Source organism: Streptomyces sp. NPDC090741 (genome assembly GCF_044769045.1).
Taxonomy (GTDB): domain Bacteria; phylum Actinomycetota; class Actinomycetes; order Streptomycetales; family Streptomycetaceae; genus Streptomyces.
In genome coordinates, this window is sequence record NZ_JBIVXF010000002.1 from 383,875 (window position 1) to 398,399 (window position 14,525).

At 75.2% G+C, this 14,525-nt stretch carries 10 protein-coding genes; 6 read left to right on the plus strand and 4 right to left on the minus strand.

The genetic code is table 11. From position 1 onward, the window contains the following. The first annotated feature begins 41 nt into the window (after positions 1 to 41). On the plus strand, positions 42 to 1,115 hold the full coding sequence (locus tag ACIQU4_RS06995) for a GNAT family N-acetyltransferase (RefSeq protein WP_403726855.1): 1,074 nt from the start codon (positions 42 to 44) through the stop codon (positions 1,113 to 1,115). A gap of 21 nt (positions 1,116 to 1,136) precedes the next feature. Here the strand turns inward: ACIQU4_RS06995 and ACIQU4_RS07000 are convergent, their stop codons facing one another. Together ACIQU4_RS07000 and ACIQU4_RS07005 are read right to left on the minus strand one after the other, a co-directional pair. Then, a complete protein-coding gene (locus ACIQU4_RS07000) occupies positions 1,137 to 1,550 on the minus strand; it encodes a peptidase inhibitor family I36 protein (RefSeq protein WP_403726858.1) in 414 nt (137 codons plus the stop codon). Further along, the gene (locus tag ACIQU4_RS07005) at positions 1,543 to 2,523 is read right to left on the minus strand and encodes a hypothetical protein (protein ID WP_403726861.1); all 981 of its coding nucleotides are present in this window, start codon (positions 2,521 to 2,523) and stop codon (positions 1,543 to 1,545) included. The genes ACIQU4_RS07000 and ACIQU4_RS07005 overlap by 8 nt, the downstream gene beginning before the upstream one ends. 176 nt (positions 2,524 to 2,699) lie before the next feature. On the opposite strand from ACIQU4_RS07005, the gene ACIQU4_RS07010 reads away from it, so the two are divergent. The 3 genes from ACIQU4_RS07010 (at position 2,700) to ACIQU4_RS07020 (ending at position 7,242) form a co-directional block, all read left to right on the plus strand. Continuing rightward, positions 2,700 to 5,531, plus strand: coding sequence for an XRE family transcriptional regulator (locus ACIQU4_RS07010; protein WP_403726864.1), 2,832 nt, complete (start codon positions 2,700 to 2,702; stop codon positions 5,529 to 5,531). A gap of 70 nt (positions 5,532 to 5,601) precedes the next feature. Then, positions 5,602 to 6,621, plus strand: coding sequence for an isopenicillin N synthase family dioxygenase (locus ACIQU4_RS07015; protein ID WP_403726866.1), 1,020 nt, complete (start codon positions 5,602 to 5,604; stop codon positions 6,619 to 6,621). An 87-nt stretch (positions 6,622 to 6,708) separates the two neighbouring features. After that, entirely contained in the window at positions 6,709 to 7,242 is a 534-nt protein-coding gene (locus ACIQU4_RS07020; protein WP_403726867.1) for a GNAT family N-acetyltransferase, read from the plus strand. A 23-nt stretch (positions 7,243 to 7,265) separates the two neighbouring features. On the opposite strand, the gene ACIQU4_RS07025 is transcribed toward ACIQU4_RS07020, so the two are convergent. Both ACIQU4_RS07025 and ACIQU4_RS07030 read right to left on the minus strand, forming a co-directional pair. Continuing rightward, positions 7,266 to 7,604, minus strand: a complete 339-nt coding sequence (locus tag ACIQU4_RS07025) for a hypothetical protein (protein WP_403726870.1) — start codon at positions 7,602 to 7,604, stop codon at positions 7,266 to 7,268. Then, on the minus strand, positions 7,601 to 8,326 hold the full coding sequence (locus ACIQU4_RS07030; RefSeq protein ID WP_403726871.1) for an HNH endonuclease family protein: 726 nt from the start codon (positions 8,324 to 8,326) through the stop codon (positions 7,601 to 7,603). The genes ACIQU4_RS07025 and ACIQU4_RS07030 overlap by 4 nt, the downstream gene beginning before the upstream one ends. A gap of 272 nt (positions 8,327 to 8,598) precedes the next feature. Between ACIQU4_RS07030 and ACIQU4_RS07035 the strand changes: the two genes are divergently transcribed. Beyond that, positions 8,599 to 9,468 (plus strand): DUF4132 domain-containing protein, encoded by an 870-nt coding sequence (locus ACIQU4_RS07035; protein ID WP_403726874.1) that lies wholly within the window; start codon positions 8,599 to 8,601, stop codon positions 9,466 to 9,468. Then, positions 9,465 to 14,444, plus strand: a complete 4,980-nt coding sequence (locus ACIQU4_RS07040) for a DNA-binding protein (protein ID WP_403726876.1) — start codon at positions 9,465 to 9,467, stop codon at positions 14,442 to 14,444. Before ACIQU4_RS07035 ends, ACIQU4_RS07040 begins: the two co-directional genes overlap by 4 nt. The last annotated feature ends 81 nt before the right edge of the window (positions 14,445 to 14,525 follow it).

A 14,525-nucleotide genomic window follows, 5' to 3' on the forward strand; every position in this document is an offset into this window, starting at 1 on the left:
CCGGTGGCCCGAGCGCGGGGGGCGGTCCTAGGGTGCGAGCCATGACGATCATCAGCTCCGAAGCCGTAGACCGATCCGTGTCCCTCACCGCACAGGCGCTCCGCAGGGTGGCGCACCTCGACTGGTCCGTCCCGGCCGCCGGCCTGGAGTGGAGCTGTTACGACACCGCCGTCCACGTGGCGAGCGATTTCGCCGGGTACGCCACCCAACTCACCGGGCGCTCGACCAGCGGGTACGCCCCCTTCGACATCAGCGCCGCCCCCGGCACCACCCCCGACGGCCTGATCCAGGTCATCGAGGCCACCGGAGGCCTGCTGTCCGCCGCCGTGGCCGTGACCGACCCCGAGGTCCGGGCCTGGCACCCGTACGGCATGGCGGGCCCGGACGGATTCGCCGCGATGGGCATCGTCGAGACGCTGCTGCACACCCACGACATCCTGACCGCTCTCGGCGTCCACGACTGGGAGCCCGACGCGGACCTCTGCGAGCAGGTCCTCGACCGGCTCTTCCCGCAGGTACCGCGCGACATCGCCGCCCCGTGGCCGACGCTGCTGTGGGTGACCGGCCGGGGCGAACTCCCGGGCCTGCCGCGCCGCACGGCGTGGCGCTGGTACGCCGAACCCATCACCGCGGAACGCGTCGTGCTCTGCGAGATCTCCCCGCACGTCGCCGGCGACCTCCACGGCGGCGGCACCGGCGGCTTCGCCTGGGCCGAGGACGGCCCCGGCGAGGGCACCCGGGGCGCCTCCGGGATGGTGGCCAAGGCGCGGGAGGAGGGCACGCACCGCCCGGGCTGGGGCGCGTACGCCGTCGTCCGTACGCAGGACCGGCGCGCGATCGGCGGGATCGGCTTCCACGGGGCCCCCGACGCCGAGGGGAACGCGGAGGTCGGCTACGACCTCGTACCGTCGGCCCGCGGCAACGGGTACCTCACCGAGGCGCTGAAGGGCCTGGTCGCCTGGGCCTTCGAGCAGCCCGGCGTGACCGCGCTGCACGCCCGGGTGGACGCGGACAACGCGCCCTCCCACGGCGTGCTCGTCCGGGCGGGCTTCGAGCGCACGGGCTCCACCGAGGACGGCGGAGCCCGTTACACCCTGCGGGCGGCTGGTCGGTAGCCGCCGCCCGGTGTCCGCTGCTCAGTAACCGCAGTTGGTGACCCACTTGTGGGAGGAGATGCGGTCGTTCCACTCCCACGGGATGTTGCCGGCCGAGCCGTTCGGGGCACAGGTGGACGCACCGCCGTAGCCGATGTTCTCGTAGACGCGCACGTCCCCGAAAGAGCCGGCGTACCCGTTGTTCCACCAGGACGAGGCCCGGTCGTTCATGTTGAAGTTGCCTCCGGCCCCGCAGGTGCGCCAGTCGGAGTCGTCACCGCTCCAGCCGCAGGCGTGGCCGCCGCGGTTGGTGTCCTCCCAGACCCAGTAGTTGCCGTCAGCGGCCGCGCCGGAGGCGTCGGCCGTGGCGGCGCCGGCGGCGGTCACGGTCGCGGGAACGGCCAGCAGCGGTACGGCGAGGGCGCCGGCGAGCAGCAGGGTGCGGAACTTACGCATGGGATCCTCCGGAAGGTCGTGGGTTCGGTGCCGTGTCGTGTTGTTCGGAGCCGTGTTCTTCTGAGCGGTGTTCTTCTGACGCCCGGCGCGCCGTCGGCAGCGCGCCGTTCTGGAGCCGCCACTTGAGCGCGATCTCCTCCTGGTGCTGGGCCCGGAGTTGTTCGCCGTAGGTGTGGTCCAGAGCCTGGGAGACCCGGGCCAGCGGAGTGCCGGCCGCGCAGGTCGCTTCGATGACGGCCAGTTCGGCCTCGGCCGCGTCCGCCTCGGCCGGCGGCATGCTCTCGCCGAACCGGGCCGCGGCCTGCCGGGAGGCGTCGGGGCCCGCGTACGGGCGGCCCGCCGCCCGCATGCACGCGGCCCACTGCCCGACGGCTTCCGCGTACTGCCCGTCCTCGTGTACGCGCGCCTCCCGCACCGGCCGCAGGTTCATCGTGACGACCTTGACGCGGAACCAGGTCGCCAGATCCCCGTAGAGCGTGCGCTCGGCGTCCGCGATGCAGCCCTCGGCGGAGGCGGTGATGGTCATCCCGGTGGGCGCGGTGGCCGAGAGCCCCACGGGGGCGGAACCCATGAGCGCGGTACGGGCGGCTGCCCGCCCGGCTGCCGACAGCCCGCGGAAGTACCGCTGGTTGGGATCGGCTTCCCGCGCCTGCGCGGCGGCGCGCTGGTCCCGGCCGCCGTAGCCGTGGGCCCGCGCCCACTCGATGTCGTCCACCCCGTACGGGAAGGACCGGGCGGTGTCGTCCGGGGCCTCGGTCACCGCGTACGGGAAGCCCCGCCCGTCCATGCAGCGGCTGATCAGGATCTGCTCGGCCCGCTCCAGCAGGCGGGTGTCCGCGGCGCTCGGCTCGCGGGCCGGGGCGGCCGGTGCGGCCGGTGCGGCCGGGGCCTCGGTGGCCGATCCGCAGCCTCCCAGGAGCAGGAAAGCCGCCAGGGCGGCGGCCGTGGCCCGGCCGGGGTGGTGTCGTTGCATCGGTGTACTCCCTCCTCTCGCGGCGACGGCGACGGCGACGGCGGTGCCGGTGGTGCGGCGAACTCAGGTCTAGCGGCGATCCGTTGTTCGCCGTCGGCGTGGTGGCAGTGAACAAACAATTGCTGAACAATCCACCACAGAGGGCGGCAAACTCACCAGGTGGGAAAGGGGAGGACATGGCCCGCAAGGAGCGTCCGCTGGAGGGGGAGGACGGACCGCTGCGGCAGTTCGCCGCCGCCTTGCGCCGCCTGCGCCACGAGGCCGGATCCCCGCCGTACCGGGACCTGGCGGCCCGCGCCCACTACTCGGTGGCGACGCTGTCCGGGGCCGCGTCGGGCCGGCGGCTGCCGAGCCTCGACGTGACGCTGTCGTACGTCCGCGCCTGCGGCGGCGACGCGCAGGAGTGGGAACGCCGCTGGCACGCCGTCGCCGCGCAGCTGTCGGCGCAGGCTCCGCAGCCCGAGGAGGATCCGGGGGAGACCGGGGCGCACGGGACCCCGTACGTCGGCCTCGCGGCCTTCCGGACGGAGGACGCGGGGCTGTTCTTCGGCCGGGAGCGGCTGGTCGAGGACCTCCTCGCAACCCTCGCCCGGCAGCGCGTCGTGGCACTCGTCGGCGCCTCCGGAGCCGGCAAGTCCTCCCTCCTGCACGCCGGTCTGCTGCCCCGGCTGTGCGCGCAGGCCCCGCCCCGGGCGGTGCACGTGCTGACCCCCGGGCCGCACCCGCTCGGCCGTGTGCGGCAGGCCTTCGCCGCACACGAGGCCGGTGGCGGCGAACTCGTCCTGGTCGTCGACCAGTTCGAGGAGGTCTTCACGGTCTGCGCCGATCCCGACGAGCGCGCCGGCTGCATCACCGCCCTCGTCGAGGAGGCCCGGCGGGCCGGTTCCCGCTGCCGCGTCGTCCTCGGCGTACGCGCCGACTTCTACGCCCACTGCACCCGCTACGACGCCCTCGTCGAGGTCCTGCGCGACGCCCAGGTCCTCGTCGGACCGATGAGCGCGGCCGAACTGCGCCGCGCCGTCGTCGAACCGGCCCGCCGGGCCGGCCTCACCGTCGAAGGCGCCCTCCAGGCGACGCTCGTCGCCCACGCCCACGGACAGGTCGGCGTCCTGCCCCTGCTGTCCCACGCGCTCCTGGAGACCTGGCGCCGCCGCCGCGGGGCCGCCCTGACCCTGGACGGCTTCCACGCGGCGGGCGGCTTCGAGGGCGCGCTCGCCCAGTCCGCGGAAACCCTCCACGCCTCCCTCTCCGCACCTCAGCAGCGGCTCGCCCAGCAGATCTTCGTCCACCTCATCGCCCTCGGCGAGGGCACGGAGGACACCAAACGCCCCGTGGCCCGAGAAGAGCTGAACCAGGACGCCGACACCGCGACCGTCCTCGCCCGGGCCGCGCGGCTGCGCCTGCTCACCCTCGACGACGGACGGGTCGAACTCACCCACGAAGCCCTCATCCGCGCCTGGCCGCGGCTGCGCGGCTGGCTCACCGACGACCGCGAGCGCTTACGCCTGCACCGCCGCCTCACCGACGCCGCCCGCGCCTGGGAAGCCCTCGGCCGGGACTCCGGCGCCCTCTACCGCGGCACCCGGCTCGACCTCGCCCGCGACCTTGCCGCCGGCCGGACGATCGGGCTCACCGCCGGCGAACGGGCCTTCCTCGAAGCGAGCACGGCGGCCGAAGCCGCCGCCGGGAACACCGCCCGGCGCCGCGCCCGCCGGCTGCGCACCCTCGTGGCGCTGCTCGCCGCCCTCGTGGTGGTGGCCGGGGTCGCCACCACCAACGCCGTACGCGCCGAGGACGAGGTCACCCGACAGCGCAACGACGCCGTCGCGCAGAACCTCGCCGACAGCGCGACGGAACTCGCCAACACCGAACCGGGGCTGGCCGTACAGCTGGGCCTGACGGCGTACCGCCTCTCGCCCACCGCCAAAACGCGCGACGGCCTGGCCAGCACCCTGATGACCGCCACGCCCGCGCACGCCAAGGAGGTCCTCGCGCTCGCCTACCGCCCCGACGGACGCCAGCTGGCCACCGCGAGCGGAGACCACACCGCCCGGCTGTGGCGGATGCACGGCACCGACAGCCCCGTAGCCGAGGCCACGCTCAGCGGTCACGGCGGCGACGTCCGCACCGTCTCCTACCGTCCGGACGGCCGCACGCTGGCCACCGGGTCCGCCGACGGGAGCGTCCGGCTGTGGGACACGACGGACCCGTCCCGGCCGGCCGTGCTGGCCTCGCTGACCGGGCAAGGGGGCGACGTACGCTCCCTGGCCTACAGTCCGGACGGCCGTACCCTCGCCACGTCCGGGACCGACGGCAGCGTGGGGCTGTGGGACGTGGCCGACGCCGTCCACCCCGCCCCGCTCGCACGGCTCGCCGGACACCGGGACGCCGTCCGCTCCGTCGCCTTCAGCCCGGACGGCCGTACGCTCGCCAGCGCGGGCGAGGACCGGACCGTACGGCTCACCGACGTGGCGGACCCGCGGCGGCCGCAGCCGCTGGCCGTCCTGGAGGGCCACGACAGCGCCGTGTTCTCGGTGGCCTTCCGACCCGACGGGCACACGCTCGCCGCCGCCAGCGGCGGACGTACGGCGATCCGCCTGTGGAACGTCACCGACCCGAGCCGTCCCGCCCCGCTCGCCGTCCTCTCGGGCCACACCGATGTCGTCGGCTCGGTGGTGTTCAGCCCCGACGGGCGGACCCTGGCCAGTGCGAGCGACGACCGCACGGTGCGCGTGTGGAGCGTGGCCCGCCCCGCCCACCCCGGGCTGCTGTCCACGCTCACCGGCCACCTCACCGCGGTCAGCTCGGTCGCCTTCAGCCCCGACGGCGCGGTGCTGGCCTCCGGCGGTTTCGATGCCACCGTCCGGCTGGCGGGGACCGACGAGGCGCGCGTCATCGCCGACGCCTGCGCACACACCGGACCCCGGATCACCCGCGCCCAGTGGTCCGCGCACCTGCCGTACGTCGCGTACTCGCCGCCGTGCAGCGGGCTGGAGCAGCGTCAATAGCGGCCGGGCGGGGGCGCGTGGCGATAGCCTCGGGGTGGACGCCCGACACCGGCTCGGAAGGCAGGCCCCGATGGCGAGTTCAGTCGATCCACCGAGTTCTTCTCCTTCTCCGGCTTCCTCCGCTTCCGCTCGATCGCGGGTTCCCGTGATCGACCTCGGGCCGTGGCGGTCCGGTGAGCCCGGGGCGCGGGAGCGGATCGCCGCCCGTGTCGACGAGGCCCTCCAGGCCGCCGGGTTCCTGCTGATCACCGGGCACGGGGTGGATCCCGCGCTGCCCGCGCGGATCCGGGAGGCCGCCAAGGAGTTCTTCCGGCTGCCGGCCGAGGCGAAGGCGCCGTACGCGGTCGCGGTAGGCGGCCGGGGCTGGCTCGGACCGGGCGCCGAGGCCAACAGCTACGCGGAGGGGGCGGCCTCGCCGCCCGACCTCAAGGAGTCCTGGTCCTGCGCGGCGGACGAGCCCACCGGGAACCCGTCCGTGGACGCCGAGTGGTTCCGGCCGAACGCCTGGCTGGCCGAGGTACCGGCGCTGGCGCCGCTGGCCGGCGAGTACATCGCCCGGATGCGGGCCCTGTCCGACGAGCTGCTGGAGCTCCTCGCCACCGCACTCGGACTCGCCGCCGACCACTTCACCCGCCACACCGGGCATCCCACCTGGGGGTTCAACCTCAACTGGTACCCGGGCACGGAGGTGCTCGGCGAACCCCTGCCGGGCCAGTTCCGCATCGGGGCGCACACGGACTTCGGGACGGTCACGGTCCTCGACCGTGAGTCGGGCTCGGGCGGGCTCCAGATCCACACCGACGCCGACGGCTGGCAGGACGCCCCGTACGACCCGGCCGCGCTGACCGTGAACATCGGCGATTTGATGGCCCGCTGGACGGGGGACCGCTGGCGCGCCGGGCGTCACCGGGTGCTGCCGCCACCCGCCGACGCACCGGCCGAGGAGCTCGTCTCGCTGGTCTACTTCTACGAATGCGACCCGCACACCCGGGTCGAGTCCCTCCCGGCCCCGGTCGGGCGGGTGGTCCACGACCCGGTGGACTCCCACGCCTACCTGCGGGCGAAGCTGGACGCGATCACCGTGTCCTGACCTCTGCGGGGGCGGCGACCGGGTACCCGGCGGCCGCCCGGGCGGACCCGATTACCGCTGGTCGGCGGTGTTCGGCAGGATGGGGGCATGACCGAGATCCGCACCCCCCGCCTCCTCCTCCGCCGCTGGACCGACGACGACCTCGTCCCCCTTTCGGAGATCAACGCCGACCCGGACGTCATGCGCTGGATCGGCGACGGCTCCACACTCGACCTGGAGGAGACCGCCGAGGAGATCGAGCGCTGGGAGGAGGAGTGGGACGAGGAGGGCTTCGGCCTCTTCGCCGTGGAGCTCCTGGCGTCGGGCGAGCTGATCGGGGCGGTCGGCCTGACCGTGGCGCAGTCCCCCTCGGAGGTACGGGACTTCGTCGCGATCAGCTGGCGGCTCGGCCGGCCGTACTGGGGCCAGGGCTACGCCTCCGAGGCGGCGCAGGCCTCCCTGGAGTTCGCCCTCCAGGACCGCGGCCTCGACCGGGTGATCGCGGTGAACCGGTCGGGCCACGACGAGTCCGAGAACGTGATCCGCAAGCTCGGCATGGTGCTGGACCTCGACACGACGGACCCGGAGAACGGCCACCTGCTCCAGGTCCACAGCATCGACCTGACGGAGTACGAGGGCTGACCTCCGGCTCCTTCCGCAGCCGGTCAGGCCGAGGGCCGTGGCGTGGGCGGCGGCGGGGGCGTGGGCGGCGGCGGGGCCGGGGCTTCGGCGGCGTGGCCCGTGCGGATCGCGGCGAGGGCGGCGCTGTGGACGGCCGCCGGGTCGCCGTGGTGGGGGACCGGGCTGCCGGTCAGCGTGTACCACTCCTCCGCGTCCTTGTACTGGACCTCGATCCGGACCAGCCCGCCGTCCGGAAGCGCCGTCGTGCGCAGGGTCAGCGGGCCCGTGATGACGCCGACCTCGTCCGTCATCGCCCCGCCGGGCCCGGCGAGGACCTCGTCGCACCACTGCTGTCGTCCGGCCATGTGCTGTCGTCCGGTCATCCCGCGCAGCTGTCCAGCATCGTTCCGAGCATCTTCTTCTCCGGTTCGGTCACGGTCAGTCCGTACGTGGATTTCACGGTGGTCCAGGCCCGCCCGTACTGGCACCAGCTCGACTTGTCCGGCGGCTGCCACAGGTCGGGGCTCTGGTCGCCCTTGGACCGGTTCGTGGCCGCCGTCACCGACAGCAGCTGAGGGTGGGTCAGGTCGTTCGCGAAGGCCTTGCGCCGCGCGGCGTCCCAGCCGGCCGCGCCCGAGCGCCAGCCCTCGGCGAGCGGCACCATGTGGTCGATGTCCATCTTCGACGCCTCGGTGACCACGACCCCGTCGTACAGGCTCTTCCAGGTGCCGGAGACGGCCTTGCACTCGGCGTCCTGGGTCACGTCCTTGCCGTCCCGCTTGAGGACGACCTCGCGCGTGTCGCACTTGTTGCCCTGCTCGGCCCAGTGGGTGAACTTGGCCCGGCTGTAGCCGGCCATGGTCCCGGGCGGGGCGACCTTCAGCGCGGCCAGCTGGGTACGGGCCGCCTGGACGCCGATCATGCCGGGCAGTACGTCCCCCGAGGCCGGTTTGGCGTCCGCGCCGCCCGGAGCGGAGGGCGAGGTACCGGCCGCCGAGGGCTTCGCGTCCTTGCCCGGCGCGGTGCCGGTACCCGAGCACCCGGCCACGGCCAGCAGCGCCGCCGCCGCCAGGACCGCACCCCGGACACGTATCTGACGTCCCATGAACCCACCCCGAGCCGGTCCCGCACCGCACGCTGTCCCGGAGAGACTACCCAGAACCGGACATTCAACCGGACAACCGAGCCGCCGCGGACACACCGCCGCCGAGCCGGGCGCATAGCGGGCCGCAGGGCCGCCCGCCGAGAGGGGCCCCTCGGCGGGCGTTGTCAGTGGCTCTCGCTAGTCTCCCGACATACCGCAGCTCAGGGGGGATTCGTCCGCCCTGGTCGACGCTGCGCGCATCCGGGACATGGCAGGCGGAGGGGCACGAACTGATGGCATGGCTGGCGGCGGGCGAGGGGTACGAGATCGCCCTGGTGGAAGGGAAGGTGGCGGCGCGATCCGCCACCGGCCGCACGGCGGGACGGCAGTTGAAGACGCTGCCCAAGGCCCTGCGCGACCATCCCGAGGTGGACCGGCTGCGCCGGCTCGCCGAATGGCTGGAGCGGCACGAGGCCGCCTGCGTCGCCCAGGTGGACACCTGGATGGTCTCCTCGCTGCCCGTGCCGACGGCGCTGCTCGCCCGGGTCTGGCCGGACGAGGCCTGGCAGAGCGCGCTGCGCGACATGGCCGTCGTCGGCGAGGACCCGGACGAGGTGGGCTTCCTGCGGGACGCCACCGCGTCCGGCGAGCTGAAGGTGGTCAACCTCGACGGTGAGACCGTACGGCTCTCCCCGCGCACGGTGACCCTGCCGCATCCGGTGCTGCTGCCCGACCTGGACGACGTACGGGACTTCGCGGCCGAACTCGGCATCGTGCAGCGCGTCGAGCAGATCCACCGGCCGACCTGGGAGAAGCCCGAGGGGCCGGCGGCCACCGCCACCGAGGTACGGGACTACGCGGGCGGGGTCTTCGCGAGCCGGTTCGGCCTGGCCGCGCGGGCGACGGGCCTCGGCTACCGGGTCTCCGGCGGCTACGCGACCTGCAAGGTCCGTGACACCGGCCGGGGCACGGAGGCGGCGGTCTGGATCGGCGAGCCGTACTACGAGGACGAGACGAGCACCGGCGCCCTGAGCTGGCACGACGAGAACGGCCGGGCGGTGCGCCTGACGGAGGTCGGACCGGTCGCCTGGTCCGAGGGAATGCGGATGGCCGCGGCGCTGTACGCCGGGCGCAAGATCGAAGAGGGCGGGGACGCGCGATGACCACCACCACCACTGCAACGGAAACCGGCGCGACCGGATCGACCGGCGCGAGCCCCGCGCACGAGGCCGAACTGCTGCTCAAGGCCGGCGCCGTGCTGCCGAACGGCACCGAGGGCGCGGGCCCCTCGGCGGTCGACCTGACCGCACGCTCCTACCGCCACCCGGCCCTCCCCGACGACCGCGTCGTCGTCCGGCTCGCCGCCGCCGAACTGGGTCCGGCCGAGGACCTCGCCGCCGGCTTCCTGGGACTCGTACTCGACGAGGGCGGGGGCGCGCCGCCCGTGGTCGGCCTCGGCCAGCGCCAGGCCCTCGGCTTCCCCGAATGGGTCCTCGTCCACCACCCGGAGGACGGACACCACGCCCTCGCCGTGGTCCCCGAACTGGACCGGCTCGCCCGGACGGCCAGGACCAAGCCCAAGGCCGCCCTCGACGCCTGCCACGAACTGGCCGGCCGGCTCGGCGCCGCCGTCCCGCACTTCCTGCCCGTCTTCTACGAGCAGGCCGCCCGCATCTTCCTCGCCGTCGAGAACACCACGTACGCCGCCCAGCTGTTCGGTCGCGCCCGGACCAGCGAGGCCCAGCACGGCCTGCCCGTCGACGAGGACCGCCTCGACGGCGTGTTCCTCGAATTCGCGCTGGTCGGCGCCCTCCCGGTGAAGGTGCTCACCGGCTACGCCAAGGAGCTGTCCGCCCGCGTCAGCCCCGCCGAGGCCCACGAGCGCTTCCGCCGGCTGTGCGTCCGGCGCACCGCGGGCGGACTGCCGCCCTCGGCGCAGGCCGCGACCGAGCTGCGCCGCCTCGCCCGCGCCGCCGGCCTGACCGGCACCGAGGCCGAGCAGGACTACCTCGCCGAGCTGCTCCCGCTGCCGGCCACGCTGCGGGCCGCGTACGGCTGGTGGAAGGCCCACCGCACCGCGCTCGTCGCGCTGGCCCGCCGGGTGCCGTCCGTACGGGGCACCCTGCTCGGTCTGATGCCGCCCGGCGGCGGGGACGGCGAACTCCCCACGCTGTGGCTCGGCCTGCTGGAGGAATCCGGCGCCACCGCCGGGCTGGTCCGCGCCGACCTGCCCGCCGAGCAGCGCTGCTCCGACGGGGCCGCCGGCTGGCTGGAGCGCTTCCACGCCGCCCGGCACACCGGCTGGGGCTCGCGCCCCACGCTGCCCGCCCTGCTCGACCTCGTCGTCCGCGCCGCCGACCGGCTGCGCGCCGAACTCGCCGAGCCCGGCCGCGAAGCGGGCCTGAAGGTGGGCGTCGAGGACGCCGACCTGCTCGACCTGCTGCTCTCCCTGGACATCCCGGTCACCGACCCCGAGCCCGACTCCACGTCGCGCCGGCGCCACGACCAGCTGAACCTGGCCGACTGGGCCCGCTCCGACCAGCGGCGGGACCTGCTCGCCCTCGCCGCCGACCGGCGCTTCCGGCCCGCGTTCGGGCGCGCCGCGTACGGCCTGGGCGGCGACGGCCATGCGGTGGAGGTCATTCGGCTGCTCGCCGCCTCGCCCGGTGGCCGCCCGATGCTCACCGAATGGATGCACGAGGTGGCCGCCGCCTCCACCGCCGCGGGCCTGCCCGGACTGCCGGACGCCATCCGGCGGCTGACCTGGCTGCCCGCCGAGGCCCTCGAACTCGCCCGGGAGGAGGTGGCTCTCGCCGCCTCCGCCGATCTCGGCGAGACCCTCGCCCGCACCCTGCGCACCGGCCTCTTCGAGGAACTCTCCTGGCCCGCCTGGGAGACCGCGATCGCCGAGATGACGCCCGCCGGCCAGGGCGGGCGCGGGCTGACCGTCGTCGAGGCCTGGCCCCACCTGATCGTCGCCAACTCCGCCCAGGTCCGTGTCATCGACGCCGACTCCACCGTGCTCACCCACGACCTGCGGGCGGCGAGCAGCAACGCGCGCCGGTACGGATTCCACTACGTCGACGGCGAACTGCTCGTCTTCTGGGCCCACTACGGCAGCGGGGGCATCGAGGGCTACTGGCACACCGACCCCGGCAACGTCTTCACCGTCGACGTCGACGGCGGCTATTGGAACCTGCGCTCCGAGGACATCAGCCTGCCCCTGCCCGGCGGCGGCCGCACCACCGGCGGCGGGGTCCTGCACGCCGGAGACACCAAGCTGCCGGGCGAGCGGCGGCTGCTGTCCGACGGGACCTCGTACTGGGTGTGGCAGCACCGCGGCCAGGAACACGAAGGCGGCTGGCGCGAGTACGACCCCGCCGGGGGAGCCCTCGGCCGGCTCTCGGTGCCCGGCTTCCTCGCCGACACCCTGCGCGCCCACCCCGGGGACGGCAACACCGTGCCCGCCCAGTCCTGCTGGCTGCGGCCCGCGCCCGTCGTCGAGGGCTCGGCCCTCGGCTCGCCCGCGGGCGGCCTGCTCGGCTGGCGCATCGTACGCGTCCCCGGGCGGGGCTGGGAGGCCTCCGACACCGGCGGCCGCAGCGTCAGCGTGCCCGAGGGCGCCGAGATGCCCGTCGCCGCGCTCACCTTCCCCGGCGACGAGCGGCCGCGCGCACTGACCCACCGCTGGCGCGAGCTCAGCATCAGCGACCCGGACGGCGTGGTCACCGCCCACTCGCGCAGCGACTACCGCACCACCGCCTTCGCCACCGGCAGCGTCGAACTCCCGCCGCTTCCCTTCTGGTACGCGCTGCGCCCGCGCGACCCCGAGGGCTCGGCCGCCCTGCGCGCCGCGGACGGCGGGTCGGTCGGCGTCCTGCTCAAGGCGGCCGGCGCCGTCGAGACGGCCACCGACCTGCCCGACCTGGTCCGCGCTGCGCTGCCGCAGGTCACCGCCCCGCAGCTGATCGGGGGCATCGTCGAGGTGCTGCGCTTCGCCCTCGCCCAGCAGGAGGCGCTGGACGGGGTCGCCGCCCGGCTGGACCCCGACTCGGGTGCGGCGGCCGAGGGGCAGCCCGAAGGACCCACCGACGAACTGATCGCCGACGCGCTGCACGGGCTCGTCGGCACCGGGTACTACCGCTGGGGCACCCAGACCGACGCGGTGTACCGCTACCTGGGCGGGCTGGGCCGGGCGGCCGCCGACACCGACGCCGCCGGGGTGCCCGGCCGGCTCCACTTCGACCTGCCCGCCCTGGCGTACTCCGCCCTCCCGTTCACGCCGCTGCTGGACCGGCCCGCGGCCATCGCGTACCGGGCCGTCGCCGTCGGGACCACCGACGAGCAGCGGGCCGCCCTGTGCACGGTGCTCGGCCAGGTGGACGCGCTCGGGCTGGCCTCCGCCGAGGGCTCCGCCGACCGCTGGCGCCGGGTCCTGGTCCACCTCGACCAGCGCCACCTGCGCACCCCCGACGGCATCGAGCGCAACACCTCGCACCGCAGCCTGCTCCCGCTGGGCGGCGGAGCCGTCCTCGGCCTCACCGAGCACAGCGTGTCCGTAGCCGACGGCCACGAGTTCGGGGCGCTGCTGTACGACCCCGCCGGCCGCTTCGCCGCGCCCGGCCCCTACACCGTGCGCGGTGACGCCCTCCTCGGCGACCGGGAGCGCGGCCCCGGCTGGCTGACGGCCTTCCTGGCCGAGGCCGCCGAGCGCGGGACGGCGCCGTTCCTGCCGGAAGCCGCAGAGGAGTTCGCCCGCCTCACCGGGGTGTCCGGCACGCTGGCGCGTCTACTGCTGGCCGGCCTGCCGAACATCGACAGCTACGAGCACCATTTCCTGCCGGCCGAACTGCGCACCGCCCTGGGCGTCAAGGCGGCCGACGCCAAGCACGCCCGGACCGAGCTGAAGAACCTCGACCCCGAGGTGCGGCGCGCGGTCGTCGGCGCGCTGCTGCCGGCCGATCCGGCGCGGCTGTGGACGGAGGGGCCGGACGTGGCCGCCGCCGCGCAGGAGTGGAACCGCCGCGTGGGCCGTCGTACGCCCGTGCCCGAGTGGCTGCTCGCCGAGGCCACGCGCGCCGCGCGCACCGGCTGGTCCACGCACCGGGCGCTGGCCGCGATCCTCGGCCCGGCGCAGTCGCGCCCCTTGAGCGTGGACGTCGCCTGGGAGGTGAAGGGGGACCACGTCGAGCCCCGCGAACCGGCCGACGAGCCCTTCACCTCGACCGTTCTGACCGGCGCGCTGACCCTGACGGCCTGGGCGGCCCACCGGCTGCCCGCCGGGGACCCCCTGCGGGCCGCGCTGCCGCCCGCCCTGACCGCCGTACGGCAGCGGCTCGCCGCGCCCGAACTGATGCTCAGCATCGGGCACTTCACCAGCCTGCCCGACTTCCGGAAGGCCGCGGGCACGCCGACCGAGACGGGCGAGGGCTACGAGCGGTACGGCGCGGTGGTCATGGCCACCCACGACGACCGGCCCAAGCCCGCCCTGCGGACGGCCCTGCTCGACTCGACCGGCTCCGACCCGTACCTGCCGGCGCTGCGCGGCGAGGACCAGCAGCCGTCGCCGGTGGAGACGGCGCTGCGGGCCGTCCACGACGCGCGGTTCGCGGCCCTTCTGGCGGATCCGGGCGCGCCGGCGGCAGGGACCGCCGACAAGGACGGCACGTGGTGGCCGCAGGACCCGAGCCGCTCGGTGCCCGAGCTGGTGGCGGAGGTCCGCGAGGCGCACGGCCTGGGCGCGGACGCGGCCGCCCTGTACCTGGCGCTGCTCGCCATGCCCGACCCCACCGACCGCAACCTGGCGCGCTGGACGGGCTGGAAGCCGGCCCGGATGAAGGCCGCCCGCGCCGAACTGTCCGCCACCGACCTGGTGGTGACGGCCTCCCGGACCCGGGCCGGGCGCTCGCTGTTCCTGCCGGGCGGCTGGGCGGAGATGGCCTCGCCGGTGCTGCCGGTGGAGCTTTGGAAGCTGCCGATGTACGGGCTGGCCCCGGGCGGGCAGCCGGTGCTCGGGGTGCTGGTGCCGGACGAGCCGGCCGCGGACCTCTACCGGCGGGCCTGGCAGCGGGTCCGCGAGGGCGACGTACCGCGCTTCGAGGCCCTGAAGGTCAAGCGCACCCGCGCCCGCCGCCGCTGACGCCCGAGCCGGGCGCGGCGCGGCGCTCCCTTCCTGTCGGGGGGAGCCGCGCCGCCCGGCACCCCGTACGCCCGTACGCCC

Coding starts and splice junctions, on each gene's coding strand:
- ACIQU4_RS06995 (WP_403726855.1), top strand. CDS start 42: ATGACGATCATCAGCTCCGAAGCCGTAGACCGATCCGTGTCCCTCACC.
- ACIQU4_RS07000 (WP_403726858.1), bottom strand. CDS start 1,550: ATGCGTAAGTTCCGCACCCTGCTGCTCGCCGGCGCCCTCGCCGTACCG.
- ACIQU4_RS07005 (WP_403726861.1), bottom strand. CDS start 2,523: ATGCAACGACACCACCCCGGCCGGGCCACGGCCGCCGCCCTGGCGGCT.
- ACIQU4_RS07010 (WP_403726864.1), top strand. CDS start 2,700: ATGGCCCGCAAGGAGCGTCCGCTGGAGGGGGAGGACGGACCGCTGCGG.
- ACIQU4_RS07015 (WP_403726866.1), top strand. CDS start 5,602: ATGGCGAGTTCAGTCGATCCACCGAGTTCTTCTCCTTCTCCGGCTTCC.
- ACIQU4_RS07020 (WP_403726867.1), top strand. CDS start 6,709: ATGACCGAGATCCGCACCCCCCGCCTCCTCCTCCGCCGCTGGACCGAC.
- ACIQU4_RS07025 (WP_403726870.1), bottom strand. CDS start 7,604: ATGACCGGACGACAGCACATGGCCGGACGACAGCAGTGGTGCGACGAG.
- ACIQU4_RS07030 (WP_403726871.1), bottom strand. CDS start 8,326: ATGGGACGTCAGATACGTGTCCGGGGTGCGGTCCTGGCGGCGGCGGCG.
- ACIQU4_RS07035 (WP_403726874.1), top strand. CDS start 8,599: ATGGCATGGCTGGCGGCGGGCGAGGGGTACGAGATCGCCCTGGTGGAA.
- ACIQU4_RS07040 (WP_403726876.1), top strand. CDS start 9,465: ATGACCACCACCACCACTGCAACGGAAACCGGCGCGACCGGATCGACC.